Source organism: Caulobacter endophyticus, assembly GCF_029543245.1.
GTDB classification, from domain to species: Bacteria; Pseudomonadota; Alphaproteobacteria; order Caulobacterales; family Caulobacteraceae; genus Caulobacter; species Caulobacter endophyticus_A.
The window spans coordinates 105,718-120,112 of the sequence record NZ_JARQWV010000008.1 but is presented as its reverse complement, the minus strand read 5'-3'; the positions used below and the strand labels follow the sequence as shown (position 1 = coordinate 120,112).

The window sequence follows — 14,395 nt, the reverse complement described above, 5'->3', positions numbered from 1 at the left end:
AGATGCGCCCGACGGGCAGGATCCGCCGGGCGCGAGGGGGAGTGAGGTGGTTAGAAGGTCACGCCGAGGCGCAGACCGTAGGTGCGCGGCGGGGCGTAGAATTCGCCGGCGCCGTTGGTGGCCAGGCCCGTGGTCGAGTTCGGCGCCGAGGCGGTGCGCACGTCGTCGTCCTCGAGGTTGCGGACATAGCCTTGCAGGGTCCAGCGATCGTCGGGGCTGGCGTAGGTCAGGCTGACGTCCGTCTTGGTGAAGGCGCCTTCCTTGTTCTCGGCGAAGCCGTGGTACTCGAGGTTCTTGCTGGTCTCGTAGTGGGTCTGGATCCGGCCCGTCAGGGCGCCGCCGAAGCTGAGCTCCCAGATGTGCTGGTAGCCGAGGTTGAAGGTCCATTCGGGCGTGCGGGCCATGCGACAGCCCGAGAAGTCGGTCGAGCGCGGAGCCGCGGCCGCGTAGTTGGCCGTGTAGCAGGCCGCCACCGTGGCGTTGGCGTTGTTGTTCGAGAACGAGTCCCCGCGCGGCAGCACGAAGTCGGTGTATTCGGCGTGCAGCCAGCCCAGGGTGGCGTCGATCCGGTCATGCTCGGTCAGCGCCAGGTTGGTCTCGAACTCCAGGCCGTAGATCTTGGCCTTGTCGGCGTTGAGGGTGACCGTGGCGTCCTGCCCGCCGATGGTGCCCAGGGCGCTGACCTGGAAGTCGCGGTAGTCGTAGAGGAACGCCGTGGCGTTCACCTGCAGGCGGTTGTCGAGGAAGCGGTTCTTCACGCCGGCCTCGTAGGAGGTGATCTTCTCCGGCGCGTAGACGTTGTCGGCGATGCCGTCGTAGTAGCCGCCCGCCTTGTAGCCGGTGGCGACGTTGGCATAGAGCATCGAGGTCGAGGTCAGGTCGAAGTCGGCGCCCAGCTTCCAGTTGGTGGCGTCCCACTTGGCGTCGGCGACGTTGGCCACCACGGTCGAGACGATCGCGCCCGCCGAGTTGGTCAGGTAGGTTCCGCCCACCCGGCCCTTCTTGTCCTCGGTGTAGCGCAGGCCGCCCGTGACGCGGAACCGGTCGGTGACCTCGTAGGTCGTCTGGCCGAAGACGGCGATGCTCTCGGCCGTGATCTCCGGCTGGATGAACGACAGGTACGAGTTGTTGGCCAGGAAGACGCGGAAGTCGACGTTGTTGTCTTCGGTGAAGCGGTAGAGGCCGACCACCCACTTCAGCTTGCCGGCATCCCCGCCCAGGCGCAGTTCGTGCGACCAGGTGTAGTCCTTGCCCAGGAAGTAGTTCGGCGCGCCGGTGCTGGCGTTCTCGCCGGTGCGGTCGAGCTTGGAGAAGTTGTAGCCGACCAGATAGGTCAGGTTGGCGAAGCCCAGGTCCCAGCTGGCCTCGGCGCCGGTGCTGAAGAAGCGGTTGTTACGATAGAGATTGGTCGAGCAGTTGCAGGTCCACGGATCGCCGGTGACACGAGTGGTCCCGTAGGTGCCGTCGCCGCCGCCGGCGCCGCCCTGGTGCAGGTAGTCGGCGTTGAGGATCAGCGAAAAGTTGTCGCTGGGCTTCCACAGCACGCGCACGCGGGCCGACTTGTCGTCCTGGTCATAGCGGTCGTTGCCGCCCGTGCCCGGCCCTTGGTTGATGGCGTTGACGTAGCCGTCGTGGCGGCTCTGCTGGAACGAGGCGCGCACGGCCAAGGTGTCGCCGATCGGCACGTTGATCAGGCCCGAGGTGGTGACGGCGCTGTAGTTGCCGACCTCGATCGAACCCGCGCCCTCGTACTCGCCCAGCACCGGCTTCTTGGTGATGACGTTGATGGCGCCGGCCGTGGCGTTGCGGCCGTAGAGCGTGCCCTGCGGGCCGCGCAGCACTTCCACCCGGTCGATGTCGTAGAACAGCGCGCCGACCGAGGTGGAGCGGGCCTGGTAGATGCCGTCGATGTGGTAGGCGACGGCCGGGTCGCCGACCTCGGTGGTGTTGGTGCTGCCGATGCCGCGCAGGAAGACCTGGGCCGCGCCCGAGCCGCTGGAGGTGATCTGCAGGGCCGGAACCTGACTGGCCAGGTCGACCACGGTCTTGACCCCCTGGGATTCCAGCTTGTCGCCGGTCACCGCCGATACGGTCAGCGGCGTCTTCTGCAGGTTCTCGCTGCGACGCTGGGCGGTGATGACCACCTCGTCCAGCGCCACCGGAGCGTCCTGGGCGAAAGCTGCGGGCGCGTTGAAGCACACGACCGCCAGGGCGGCCGACGTAAAGAGCACGGTGCGCATGTAGTTCCCCTTTCCTGCGCGGACCGGAAGGCGGCGCTGACGCGTCGCTCCAGCCAGGATCCCGCCGTCGCAGCCGACGTCGGGCGATGTTTCCTCCACCCCTTGTCCCGGGGTTTGAGCTCCGTTCCGTCTCGGAATGTCCCGATGACGACAACGTTGTCGTAGATTGACACCACGATACGACAACGTTGTCTATGCCGTTTTCAGAAGACACCGCTGTCTAGATTTTTCCGCCGGTATGGGCGAAAACTAGGGATCAATACTGCCTAAAATGGCGTGTAATGGCGCACGAAAGACCTCAACTCGTCCGCGAGTTACCACTAGCGCGAGGTCGAGGATCCGCGCTCGACGATGTGGTAGTCGAGCTGCCGGGCGGCGGTCCGGCTACGGAAGCGAGGGTCGCCGAATCCTTCGATCAGCATTTCGGTCGCCGCCTCGGCCATCTCGGCGATCGGCTGGTGCACCGTGGTCAGGCCCGGCCAGGACGACTCCGCCAGCGGGCCGTCGTCGAAGCCGACCACCGACAGGTCGCCGGGCACCGACAGGCCGCGCTTGGAGGCCGCCGACAGCACGCCCATGGCCATGGAGTCGTTGGCGGCGAAGATCGCCGTCGGCGGTTCGGGCAAGCCCAGCAGCTGGTCGCCGGCTTCCAGGCCCGACAGAGGCATGAAGTCGCCGGGCGCGATCCACTCGGGCCGTACGCGCGCGCCGCGTTCGGCCATGGCGGTCATGTAGCCTTCGCGACGGCGCCGGGCCGAGCCGTGGTCAGCGGGCCCGTCGATGAAGCCGATGCGGCGGTGGCCGAGGTCCCAGAGCCTGGCCGTCATGTCGTGCGCGGCCTGCTGGTCGTCCATGAAGACGTAGGGCGAGCGGCCGAAGTCGCGGTCGGGCGCGACGCGCACATAGGAAAGCCCCTGGGCCTCGATGATCGCCAGGATCTCCGGATCGTCGCAGACGGGCGGGGTCAGCACGAGGCCGTCGAAGCGGCCTGCCTTCAGGGCCTGCTCCAGGCCCGGCCCCCTCGCCTGCCCCGGATCGTCGACCTGCTCGATGACCATGTGATAGCCGGCCCGGCGGCAGGCCCGCATGGCCCCGACCTGAACCTCGCCGACATAGTGATAGGCGCCGACCCGCATGAACACGACGCCGATAAGATAGCTGCGGCGGCTCGACAGCGAACGGGCCGAGACGTTGGGGCGATAGCCGAGCTTTTCGATCAGGTCCTCGACCCGCGCTCGGGTGGCCGGGCCGACGCCCTCCTCGCGGTTGATGACGCGCGACACCGTCTTGATCGAGACGCCCGCCTGCTTGGCGATATCGACGATGGTGATGTCGCTCATGCGCTCCGCTCGGCCCTTCGCGCCCGGCAGTCCGCGCGACGTCCTGTGGTAGCGGGCGGGCGGAGCTCCCCGCAAGCCCGCGCCTCTCGTATCGACCGCAGCGCCCAACGATACAAGGCGGATACATAGCGACAAATTGCAGACGTGTTACGACTGCAAAGCTGTTCCATGGGCCTGGATCCGCAACGATTCCGTACTTTTCGGCGAGCCTCGCCGGATGTTCGAATCGAAGAGGCATGTCCGCGCCGCAACCATGGAGCGGAACCTTGAGCCCGCCTCCCGCGCCAGTGGCCCCCCAGGCGCCGCCGCGACGTCATGACGCGCGCCGCCGCCCTCTCGCCCTTCCCGCGGCCGGGACGCGGGCGCCCTCGCCATGTCATAACCGGGAGCCGATGACCCCCGACGCCTCGATTACCGAGACCGCGACCGTCCTGCTCGTGGAGGACGACGACGTCCTGCGCCGCGAGATGGCCGCCTATCTCGGCGCCCAGGGCTATGCCGTGCGCCAGGCCGGCGCCGTCGAAGCCGCCCGCGAGATCCTCGAGACCCACGCCGTCGATGTGGTGGTGCTCGACGTCAACCTGCCCGGCGAGGACGGCCTGTCGCTGTGCCGCCAGCTGGCCCGCCCCGACGGTCCGGCGATCCTGATGCTCAGCGCCATGGGCGAGGCCGTGGACCGGATCCTGGGCCTCGAGCTCGGCGCCGACGACTACGTGGTCAAGCCGATCCCGCCGCGCGAGCTGCTGGCCCGCGTGAAGGCCCTGATGCGCCGCCGGGCCGCCGGGGGGCCGCAGGGCCGCAACCCCAAGCGCAACACCTACGCCTTCGCCGGCTTTCGCCTGGACCTGTCGGCCCGGCAGCTGACGGCGCCGGGCGGCATGCTGCTGCTGCTGACGCGAGGCGAGCTGGCGATCCTGTCGCTGCTGCTCGACAACGCCCGCTCGGTGGTGTCGCGCGAGGACCTGCTGACCGTCATCCGCGGCGAGGCCGCCGAGACCGTCGGCCGCGGCGTCGACCTGCACATCAGCCGCCTGCGCCGCAAGATCGAAGCCCAGAGCGACCAGGAGCTGATCAAGACCTATCGCGGCGTCGGCTATGTGCTGGACGCCAAGGTGGTGATCGAGTGAAGCGCCTGATCGCCCAGCTGCGCCGCCCCGACGCGCCGATCGCCCTGCGCATCGTCTGCCTGCTGGTCGGCAGCCTGGTGGTCGCCCAGCTGGCCACCCTGGCCCTGACCCTGCTGCTGCCGCCCAAGCCGCCCGAGCAGCACAGCCTGGCCGACATCGCCGCGGGCCTGAAGGGCGCGGCCATCGACACCGGCTCCAGTCGACCGCTGGTGCGCACGGTCGAGAACGAGCCGCCCAGCCTGAACAGCCCCGGCTGGGTCGCCTCGGAGCGATCGAGCGCGGACCTGGCGCGACTTCTGAACGCCGACCCTGACGACGTGCGCCTGCTGTTCTACGCCCCGCCACCGTTTGCCGGCGCGGGCGGCGGCGCCATGCGCCAACGAGCCGAAGCCGCGCCCTCGCCGCTGACCTTCCTGCTGACCTCCTATGCCCAGGCCCAGCCCGTCGCCGGACCGGGCGGCTTCCAGCGTCCGCCGATGCCCGGCATGCGACCGTCGGTCGGTCCCGGCTCGGTGGGCTTTCCGGCCAACGCCGTCCCCACCGTGCCGATGTCGGGCGGGACGTGGCGTCCGGGACGCGGACCGCAGGGCGCGACGCGGGTCGATTACCGCCCGCCGGGCGGCGTGATCGGCGATGCGCGCCCGACGCGGTCCGCACAAGGCTTTCCAGGCCAGGGCGCGCCGGGCCAGTTCGGCCGCCCCGACGGCGGCGGCGGCGCCACGGCCGGACCGCCCCGCGCGATGCCGCGCCTGCAGCCGCGCTTCTCGTCCGACCCGCTGTTCGCCGCTCCGTTCCGCACCTCGACCTTCGTGGCCGTCTCCGAGCCGCGCGAGCCGGTGGCCGCGCCAGCGCCGCCGCCCGCGCCCGAGCCGATGGTCACCCACGCCGTGGTGACGCCGCCGCCGCTGACGCCGCGCGCCAGGCCGGTTGTCGAGACCGTGTCCGCCGCGCCGCGCCTGGCGACACCGGCCGCGCCCAAGCCGGTCGTCGCGCAGGCCAAGCCCCAGCCGCAGGGCCGCGCCCTGCCCGCCCCGGCCGCCCGCGGCCTCTTCGGCCTGGCGCCGGCGCCCTATATCGAGGGCGACTTCGTTGCCGCCGTGCGCATCGCAGACGGCCGCTGGGTGACCCTGCAACCCAAGCCCGAGGGCTTCCCCAACAGCTGGCAGCGCCGCGTGCTGCTGTGGTTCCTGGTCTCGTTCGCCATCGTCGGCCCGGTCGGCTACCTGTTCGCCCGCCGGCTGGTGGCGCCGCTGGCCGGCTTCGCCGACGCCGCCGAGGCCCTGGGCCGCGACCCGTCCTCGCCGGTGCTGGCCGCCAACGGTCCGGCCGAGATCGGCCGCGCCGCGCGGGCTTTCAACCAGATGCAGGCCCGCCTGACCCGGTTCATCAACGACCGCACGGCGATGATCGGGGCCATCTCGCACGACCTGCGCACGCCGCTCACCCGCATGCGCTTCCGCCTGGAGCGCGCCTCGCCCGCTCTGCGCCGCGAGATCGGCCAGGACATCGACCAGATGGAGGCGATGATCAATTCGGTGCTGGCCTTCATGCGCGAGAACGCCGAGGCCGGCGCCCGCCAGCACGTCGACCTGCGCTCGCTGGTCGAATGCGTGGTCGACGACGCCGAGATCACCGGCGGCGACGTGGTGCTGGAGACCGGGGCCGCGCCGCAGGTCGAGATCGACGTCCTGGGCCTGCAACGGGTGTTCACCAACCTCGTCGACAACGCGGTGAAGTACGGCGACAGCGCCCGGGTGCGCCTCTATGTCGACGGCGACGAGGCCGTGACCGAGATCCGCGACCGGGGCCCGGGCATGAGCGAGGACGAGCTGGGCCGGGTGTTCACGCCGTTCTACCGCAGCGTGGCGGCCCGCACCTCGACCAAACAGGGGGTGGGCCTTGGCCTGGCCACCTCGCGCACCACCGTCCGCGCCCATGGCGGCGAGATCCGCCTGTCCAACACCGGCGAGGGCCTGATGGCCCAGGTGCGACTGCCTCTGGCCGCCCAGCGCGGCGGAACCCGCGAACCGCCGCCGATGCTGGAGGCGGCGGAGTAGCGACTGGGCCGCCCCGCCCCCTCCGGCCCTTCGTCCAAGATGCTCCCCCTGAAGGGGGAGCTGTCGGCCCCCGGGGTACGGCCAAAGGCCGGCCCGAGGATAAACTCCGCCGACTGAGGGGGAAGGTGTTGCTGGCTTTGGGGGCACCTCGACCTCATCAGACACTTCCCCCTCCGGCCCTCCGGGCCACCTCCCCCTTCAGGGGGAGGGTCTTTGGCGACGAACCTCCCCCCCGCGGGGGAGGCGGCCGAAGGCCGGTGGGGGGACGGTTTCAGCTTTCGAGGCGTGGGCCGGTTTCGTCATCACTCCCCCCACCGATCGCTGACGCGATCGCCTCCCCCACAGGGGGAGGTTCCTTGAGGTTGGGCGCGGGTTCGCAGTCTCCCGCGTTCGCACGCGTTAGTTCGGGGAGGCGCGGAGCGGCCGGGCGGAGCCCGGGGACCGTGTGTTTGTTTAGCGTTTCGGCTTCGTCGACCGCTCCGCCGCATCGTTATTCCGAAGGGCCGAAGGCGCGGGTGCTGTTTCAACCCTGGATCCGGCTGTCCCTCGGACGGGCAGGACCAATAGCTCCGCGGTAATCCGGCGCGAGCCTCGGCTGATCCTGTTAGGCCGGTTTGAACGATCCCGGCCCTGTCGACCCGCTCGCCTCGTCATGGAACGGCTTGGCGGCCCATTTGCGCCTTCTGAGCGCTCCTGCAAACCCGCCCTTCCCACGACGAGGCCAGCGGCCCCGCTCGATGCGGTCCTCGCCACGCTTGGGCCGGTACCAAGAGCCCTCCCCATGGCGGGGACGGCATTGATTATGCGGCGGGTTTCGGCGCGTCTGATTGAATTGGATGAGAAAGTTGCAAGGGGTTGGATTGGCTGGGTTCTTTGGCGAACTCGCCGTGGATGGAGCTGCGTCTATCCCCTTCGCCACAAATTCACGCCTTCCTCGCCCTTGTGGCGAGGATCCATCGTTCAGCCTGCTCAGACCTTTCGCGTTCGGCCGCTATCTGAGCAGCGGCCGGCATGGGCCCTCGCCACAGGGGCGAGGGAGGCGTGTGTTGTTGGCTGGTGGGGGTGGCCTCAAGCCTCAGCCGCAACCTCCCCCTCCGGCCCTCTCGGCCACCTCCCCCAGAGGGGGAGGATCTTGCCTTCCTAGAACGTGTCCTTGCCCAGGTCCTGGCCGCGCTTGCCGGCGGCGGGCAGGTTGGCGCGGGCTTCTTCCAGGGCGTCGCCGATCAGGGCGAGGTTCTGGATCGTGGCCAGGCCCCATTGCGAGGACGCGTTTGTGGAGATGCGCGGGATCTCCTCCATCGGCTCGATGACGGCGGGGCCATCGACGCGGCGCTTGGTGGCGATCGTGCCGACGCCGAGGCCCGCGTCGCCGCTGAAGTATTCGCGCCAGGCCCGCTGGGCCAGGGCAGGATCCTTGCGGTGGAAGGCGGCGTAGGCGGTCAGGCGCGAATGGCCTTCCTTGAGGTTGCGGCCCTTGGCCGGCGCGCCGGTCTTGGCCCGGAACTCGGCGTCGGGGGCGTTGTAGAACTGGCAGTAGTCGAGCCAGGCGTCGCGATAGCGCGGGTTGTCGATCAGCTGGAACAGCTCGGAATGCACCTCGACGGCGCCGAACACGGCGTTGAGGTGCGAGACACTGACGGTGTCGCCCTTGCCCAGGAACTTGCCGGTCTTCAGGTCGAAGTCCGTGCCGCCGGCGAACCACTGCTTGGGCATGGCTGCGATGGTGTCCATGCCGGCCACGATGCGGTCGCGCCAGTGCTTGTTCCCCGTGCGCTCCCACTCGGTGAGCCAGGCCGCAGCGATGGCGCTCCAGCTGGTGCCGAAGCCCATGTCGACCACGCCCGGCGGACGCGAGGGCTGGGCGCCCGGCAGCTTGCGGCCGATGTCGACGCGGGTCAGGCTCTCGTCGGAGTCGATCAGGGCGTGCATCAGGTCGCCCACCCGCTCGTCGGCGGTCAGGTAGTAGTAGTAGCGGCGGTAGGCGGCGTTGGAGACGCGCGGCTGCTTGGAGCTGTCGGCCCAGTGCTGGACGCCGTGGCGGGTGCCCAGGCCCCGGTACGGGCCGATATGGCAGACATCGACTTCCCCGGTATGCCGGGTCATGGCCTCGGCCAGGCGGAAGACGTCGGCGCGGCCCGAGCGCACGAACGACAGCCACAGCCACAGGTCCGGTGACAGCTCGGAATTGGCCCAGGCGAAGCCGCCGATGTCGTAGCGCCAGACGTGACGGTCACTGTCATAGGTGTGCATGACGTCGCCGTGGTTCCAGAAACCGTACCAGCGGTGCTGCTCGACATCGAGCATGTAGAAGGCCAGCAGGCCGTCGTTCTGGTCTTCAAGCGCGCGGCGGGTCGGGGTGGAGCGGTCGACCAGGCTCCAGTCGCCGAACACCTGCGCCGCCTTCAGGCGGGCGGGCGTGGCGACCAGGCGCGGGGTCTGCCGCAGGCGGCCGGCCATGGCCGCGAAGTCGGGGCGCGACGGCGTCGAGGGCAAAGCCCAGAGCGTGATCTCGTTGGTGCGGGCGATGCCGAGCGGGCGGCCCCAGTTCTTTTCGTAGTCCTCGTAGGTGATCTCCAGGCCTTCGCGCTCGGCCGGGTGATCGTTCATGCCCATGCCGTCGTGATAGAAGCGCAGGTCCATGGCCGGGGCGTCGGGCGACCACAGCCAGACGGTAAACTCGGCCGTCTCGGTGTGGGCGTTACGGATATCCAGGCGCGTCGGGCAACGCTTCCAGAAGTCGGTCATGGCGAAGGCCACGCCGCCGCTGGCGCCGCCGATATAGCCCAGGCCCGTGGCCCGGCCGCTGGTGATGGCGTCGATCCAGCCGTGGCCCGGCCTGGTGCGCTTCCTGATCGAGAAGCCGTCGGAATTGGGCTGGCTGAGCGTGAAGTCGCCCCAGGCCGGGATCAGGTCGAGGCGCTTGGAGACGGTGGGGGCCATGCCCTCCAGTCCCGGCGTCTTCTGGCCGGCGACCTGGGCGTCGCGCCAGGCCTTGCCCGGATCGCGGCGCAGGCCGGTCAGCGGACGGACCCCCTCGCCCCAGACGCCGTCGTTCTCGCCGGCGAAGCGGACGTGGCGGTCATAGAGCGGGTCGGTCATCGGCGCCTGGCCGACGAGGCCCAGGCCCCGGATGAAGTCGCGGTTCTCGTCGCCGTCGAAGACGAAGCTGTGCATGATCCGCAGCGAACGGCCGCCGGCATAGACGTAGAGGCGCAGGGTGAAGGGCAGCCAGGCGCGGCCAGCGCCCCGGTGCTTGCCTTCCAGCTTCACGACCGCGCGCACCGGTCCCTTCTGCTCGACGACGAGGCTTTCGATCTGCCCCTCGAAGCGGGTCTCGGTGACCGGGCCGCTTTCGAAGTCGGGCTTGTCCTGGGTCAGGGCCACGAGGCGCACGTTGCGGACGGTCTCTCGGCCGGCGACGGCAGCGCGGGCGATGATGTCGGCGCCCTTGCGCGGGATCGTCCAGGACTGCTCGCCGCTGACGATCTCGACCGCATCGGCGGTTTCGCGCACAGAAACGGCGGCGGCGGGCGCGGCCGGCTTGCCGGCGACGATCTTGAGGGTCTCGGCGCGGCCGGCGTCGGCGGGAATGGCGTGACCGGTCCACTTCAGCGAACCGTCGGGCCAGTAGGCCAGCGGCCAGGTCTGGACCGGCACAGCTTCACCATTGGCGCTCGTGATGGCGAAGGTGGCCTTGGCCTTCTGCGCGCCGCGCGGCCAGGGCAGGCCGAAGGTCTGGCCCTCGTGGGCGGCGGGCGCCGCGCCGTCCAGCCAGCGCACGCCCTCGGCGTCGAGATTGGCGGGCGCTTTCGGCGCGGCGTGGGCGGCTTGAACGGCGAGCGGGGCGACGGCGCCGGCCAGGGCGGCGCTGCGCAGGAAATCGCGGCGGTTGAAAGGATCCATGGCGGTGCGCCCTCCCGAACCGGGGCGGTCGAGACGCCGCGCGAGCAGCCGTCGCCACCCTTTCATCACCGGAACGGGCGCAGCTTTATTCTCACATAATGGATAGTCAACGCATTATCTGGAATTTTGCACCTGAGCTGCAAACCACGGTTGAATGCGTTCGAGCGCTTCACGCACCTCTTGTGTCGAGACCGCGAAACTGAAGCGGATGAAGTGGCGGCCCTCGACCGGATCGAAGTCCAGGCCGGGTGCGGTGGCCACGCCGGTCTCGCGCAGCAGCCGCTCGCAGAAGGCCAGGCTGTCGTCCGTGAGGTGGCCGATATCGGCCCAGATGTAGAAGGCGCCGTCGGGCGGGGCGATGGCGGTCAGGCCCAGCGACGGCAGGGCGTCGAGCAGCAGCTGGCGGTTGGCGCGATAGACGGCGACATGGCCTTCCAGCTCGTCGCGGGCGTCCATGGCGGCAAGGCCGGCGTGCTGGCTGAGCGACGGCGCGGTCAGGAACAGGTTGCCGACGAAGGCGCGGGCGCGGCTGACGAGATCGGCCGGCGCGACCAGCCAGCCCAGCCGCCAGCCGACCATGCTGAAGTACTTGGAGAAGCTGTTGACGATCAGGGCGCTCGGCTCGAACTCCAGCATCGAGTGCGTCGGGCCGACATAAGAGAGGCCGTGATAGATCTCGTCGGAGACGATGCGGATCCCGCGCTCGCGGCAGACCTCCGCGATGGCCTTGAGCTCTTCGGGCGGGATGATCGTGCCGGTGGGATTGGCGGGGCTGGCGATGATCACGCCGGCCGGGGCCGGGTCGAGGGCGGCCAGGGCCTGGGCGGTCAGTTGGTAGCGGCTCTCGGGCCCGCAGGCGATCTCGACCGGCGTCAGATGCAGGGCCTTGAGGCTGTTGCGATAGGCGACGTAGCCGGGCCTCGCCAGGGCGATGCGGTCGCCGGGCGTGAAGGCGCTCGACAGCGCCAGCACCAGGGCCGGCGAGGCGCCGCAGGTCAGGATCACCTGCTCGGCCTCGAGGGCGACGCCGTAGGTCTCCTGATAGTGGCGGGCGATGCGGGCCTTCAGCGCCGGGCTTTCCCAATAGCCCATGCCGTCGCTGTCGAGCACCTGATGGGCGCGGGCGATGGCGGGCGCGGGCGCGCCGGTCGAGGGCTGGCCGAACTCCATGTGGATGACCTGCGCGCCCTCCCCCTTCAGCTGGTGCGCCAGGCGGCTGATGCCGATGGCGTGGAAGGGCTGGATCTCGGCGCGGGTCATCGTGAGGCGGTCCGTCGGAAAACTGCGAGCGACTGCTAGACCTGTTCTGGGCTTTGCGCCATCAACCGCCGCGCAGTCGAAGGGAGCTTCCATGTCCAAGAGCACGCCCGCCACCCTGGCGCTCAGCAAGGCCGGCGTCGCCTTCGAGGTGGCGACCTACGACTACGACCCCAATGCCGAGCGCGTGGGGCTGCAGGCCGCCGAGGCCCTGGGCGTGGAGCCCGGCCAGGTGCTCAAGACCCTGATGGCCCAGGTCGACGGCAAGCCGGTCTGCGTGATCGTGCCGTCCGACCGCGAGGTCAGCATGAAGAAGCTGGCGGCGGCCTTCGGCGGCAAGGCGGCGGCCATGATGAAGCCGGCCGACGCCGAGCGCCTGACCGGCTTCAAGGTGGGCGGGGTCAGCCCGTTCGGCCAGCGCAAGAAGGTCCCGACCGCCATCGAGGACGAGGCCTTCGTGCTGGACCGCGTCTACATCAACGGCGGCCAGCGCGGCTTGCAGGTGCTGCTGGCCCCGGCCGACGCGCAGGCGGCGGCCGGAGCGATCCGCGCGGCGCTGGTGGCCTGAGACCGTTCGCGAAAACCCCGCCCTTCGACAAGCTCAGGGTGAGGTTTTCGAATGAACGGCCTTCACCCTGTTCCTCATCCTGAGCCTGTCGAAGGACGAGGAACACGCACGATCTAGAACCGGTAGGTCACGCCAACCTGGGCGACCGGGAAGTACTTGAAGTCCTTGGCGTCGTCGCGGACCTCGGCCTCTTCCTCGCGCAGGCGCTGCTGGAAGGTCGGGTCGTTCGACAGCGTGCCGCCCGAGGCGGTGAGATCAACCTTCGGGCTGTCGCTGAACGACACGCCGGCCAGGGCGCGGAAGCCCCAGGCGCCATCGCCGGTGAAGGTGTTGTCCCAGCCCAGACCGACGAACGGCTGGGCGTCCGACAGCTCGACGTCGCCGGTGATGGTGCCGATCTGGGCGGGGGTGAAGGTGACGCCGCCGATCTGGGTGTCGCGGGTGGGCGTGCCGGCTAGGTTCAGCTTGCGCTTGCCGAAATAGCTGCCGCCCGAGACGAAGAAGCCGCCCTGCATCGGGTGCCAGTCGAGGAAGACGCCGCCGGTCTTGGACTTGATCTTGCCCTTGTAGGCGATGTCGCCGTAGGTCTCGTCGTGGTCGAAGTCCAGCCAGTCGCCGCCGCCGCGCACGACCAGGCTGTCATTGAGCCGATACTGCGCTTCCAGGCCCAGGCCGGGCGTGCCGACATTGGCGCCGACGGCGAAGTCGCCGCCCTCCTGGGCGTGGGCGCCGGCGGCCGCCAGCAGGGCCACGCCCGCCGTCGCCGCGAAAATCCGCATCTTCATTTCAGGAAGTCCCTTGAAGTCTTTATCGGGCGGCAAACCCGCAAGACGCCGCAAGAGTTCCTAATGCTCAGCCTTCGGCGGCTTCGACTGCGCTCTGGGCGCCACGGGCCTCGCGCTCCTCGACGGCGCGGCGGACGGCCTCCAGGGCCTTGTCGACGACCTCGATGCCGGCCCCCTCGCCCACGCCCTCTACGGTAAGGATGCGGCGCCAGGCGCGCGCGCCCGGCAGGCCGTGGAACAGGCCCAGCATGTGACGGGTGATGCCCGCCAGACGCCAGCCCTCGGCCAGGCTGGCCTCGATATAGGGGCGATAGCGCTCGACGGCCTCGAAGGGCGTCACATCGGGAACGTCCAGGCCGAACACCCGGCGATCGACCGCGCCCAGCAGGCCCGCCTCGTGATAGGCCGCGCGGCCCAGCATGACGCCGTCGACATGCTGCAGGTGCTCCAGCGCTGCATCGACGCTGGGCACGCCGCCGTTGATCGAGATGGTCAGGTCCGGTCGCTCGCGCTTGAGCCGATAGACCAGCGGATAGTCCAGCGGCGGGACGTCGCGGTTTTCCTTCGGCGACAGGCCCTGCAGCCAGGCCTTGCGGGCATGGACGATGAAGGTCGAAACGCCGGCGGCGACGCACTTGTCCACCAGGGTGAACAGCGCCTCCTCCGGATCCTGGTCGTCGACCCCGATGCGGCACTTGACCGTCACCGGAACCTTCACGGCGGCGGACATGGCGGCCATGCATTCCGCCACCAGGTCGGGTTCGCGCATCAGGCAGGCGCCGAACCGGCCGCTCTGCACGCGGTCGGACGGGCAGCCGACGTTCAGATTGATCTCGTCGTAGCCGTAGTCCTCGCCGATCCGCGCGGCGGCGGCCAGGTCGGCGGGCTCCGAGCCCCCCAGTTGCAGCGCCACCGGATGCTGATCGGGCGCGTAGCCCAGCAGCTTCTCACGATCGCCGTGCAGCACCGCGCCGGTGGTGACCATCTCCGAATACAGCAGCGCCCGCGACGAGAGCACGCGGTGCAGCGAGCGACAGTGGCGGTCGCTCCAATCCATCATGGGAGCTACGGAGAATCTATGCGGCTGAAATGGCTTCATTTTTCGACTGACTTCAAAG

9 protein-coding genes are annotated in these 14,395 nt (G+C 69.6%); 3 read left to right on the top strand and 6 right to left on the bottom strand.

Annotated elements, in window-relative coordinates:
• Positions 1 to 50: 50 nt before the first annotated feature.
• Both P7A99_RS09735 and P7A99_RS09730 read right to left on the bottom strand, forming a co-directional pair.
• Positions 51 to 2,240, bottom strand: a complete 2,190-nt coding sequence (locus P7A99_RS09735) for a TonB-dependent receptor (RefSeq protein ID WP_277793689.1) — start codon at positions 2,238 to 2,240, stop codon at positions 51 to 53.
• 320 nt (positions 2,241 to 2,560) lie between these two features.
• A complete protein-coding gene (locus P7A99_RS09730) occupies positions 2,561 to 3,580 on the bottom strand; it encodes a LacI family DNA-binding transcriptional regulator (RefSeq protein WP_277793688.1) in 1,020 nt (339 codons plus the stop codon).
• Between the two features lie 392 nt (positions 3,581 to 3,972).
• Between P7A99_RS09730 and P7A99_RS09725 the strand changes: the two genes are divergently transcribed.
• Both P7A99_RS09725 and P7A99_RS09720 read left to right on the top strand, forming a co-directional pair.
• On the top strand, positions 3,973 to 4,707 hold the full coding sequence (locus P7A99_RS09725) for a response regulator (RefSeq protein ID WP_277793687.1): 735 nt from the start codon (positions 3,973 to 3,975) through the stop codon (positions 4,705 to 4,707).
• The gene (locus P7A99_RS09720) at positions 4,704 to 6,764 is read left to right on the top strand and encodes an ATP-binding protein (protein ID WP_277793686.1); all 2,061 of its coding nucleotides are present in this window, start codon (positions 4,704 to 4,706) and stop codon (positions 6,762 to 6,764) included. The genes P7A99_RS09725 and P7A99_RS09720 overlap by 4 nt, the downstream gene beginning before the upstream one ends.
• 1,140 nt (positions 6,765 to 7,904) lie before the next feature.
• Here the strand turns inward: P7A99_RS09720 and P7A99_RS09715 are convergent.
• Together P7A99_RS09715 and P7A99_RS09710 are read right to left on the bottom strand one after the other, a co-directional pair.
• Positions 7,905 to 10,667: a Tat pathway signal sequence domain protein gene (locus P7A99_RS09715; RefSeq protein ID WP_277793685.1), complete on the bottom strand. Its 2,763-nt coding sequence runs from the start codon at positions 10,665 to 10,667 to the stop codon at positions 7,905 to 7,907.
• Positions 10,668 to 10,781: 114 nt separating this feature from the next.
• Positions 10,782 to 11,927, bottom strand: coding sequence for a pyridoxal phosphate-dependent aminotransferase (locus tag P7A99_RS09710; RefSeq protein ID WP_277793684.1), 1,146 nt, complete (start codon positions 11,925 to 11,927; stop codon positions 10,782 to 10,784).
• Positions 11,928 to 12,018: 91 nt separating this feature from the next.
• Here P7A99_RS09710 and ybaK point away from each other — a divergent pair, with 91 nt between their 5' ends.
• Positions 12,019 to 12,492, top strand: coding sequence for a Cys-tRNA(Pro) deacylase (gene ybaK / locus P7A99_RS09705; RefSeq protein WP_277793683.1), 474 nt, complete (start codon positions 12,019 to 12,021; stop codon positions 12,490 to 12,492).
• A gap of 113 nt (positions 12,493 to 12,605) precedes the next feature.
• Here ybaK and P7A99_RS09700 read toward each other — a convergent pair whose 3' ends face one another.
• Together P7A99_RS09700 and dusA are read right to left on the bottom strand one after the other, a co-directional pair.
• Positions 12,606 to 13,277 carry a hypothetical protein gene (locus tag P7A99_RS09700; RefSeq protein ID WP_277793682.1) on the bottom strand — a complete coding sequence of 224 codons (672 nt, stop codon included), beginning with the start codon at positions 13,275 to 13,277 and terminating at the stop codon, positions 12,606 to 12,608.
• A gap of 67 nt (positions 13,278 to 13,344) precedes the next feature.
• Positions 13,345 to 14,376 carry a tRNA dihydrouridine(20/20a) synthase DusA gene (dusA, locus tag P7A99_RS09695; protein ID WP_277793681.1) on the bottom strand — a complete coding sequence of 344 codons (1,032 nt, stop codon included), beginning with the start codon at positions 14,374 to 14,376 and terminating at the stop codon, positions 13,345 to 13,347.
• Positions 14,377 to 14,395: the final 19 nt, after the last annotated feature.

Coding starts and splice junctions, on each gene's coding strand:
- P7A99_RS09700 (WP_277793682.1), bottom strand. CDS start 13,277: ATGAAGATGCGGATTTTCGCGGCGACGGCGGGCGTGGCCCTGCTGGCG.
- ybaK (WP_277793683.1), top strand. CDS start 12,019: ATGTCCAAGAGCACGCCCGCCACCCTGGCGCTCAGCAAGGCCGGCGTC.
- P7A99_RS09710 (WP_277793684.1), bottom strand. CDS start 11,927: ATGACCCGCGCCGAGATCCAGCCCTTCCACGCCATCGGCATCAGCCGC.
- P7A99_RS09730 (WP_277793688.1), bottom strand. CDS start 3,580: ATGAGCGACATCACCATCGTCGATATCGCCAAGCAGGCGGGCGTCTCG.
- P7A99_RS09715 (WP_277793685.1), bottom strand. CDS start 10,667: ATGGATCCTTTCAACCGCCGCGATTTCCTGCGCAGCGCCGCCCTGGCC.
- dusA (WP_277793681.1), bottom strand. CDS start 14,376: ATGAAGCCATTTCAGCCGCATAGATTCTCCGTAGCTCCCATGATGGAT.
- P7A99_RS09725 (WP_277793687.1), top strand. CDS start 3,973: ATGACCCCCGACGCCTCGATTACCGAGACCGCGACCGTCCTGCTCGTG.
- P7A99_RS09735 (WP_277793689.1), bottom strand. CDS start 2,240: ATGCGCACCGTGCTCTTTACGTCGGCCGCCCTGGCGGTCGTGTGCTTC.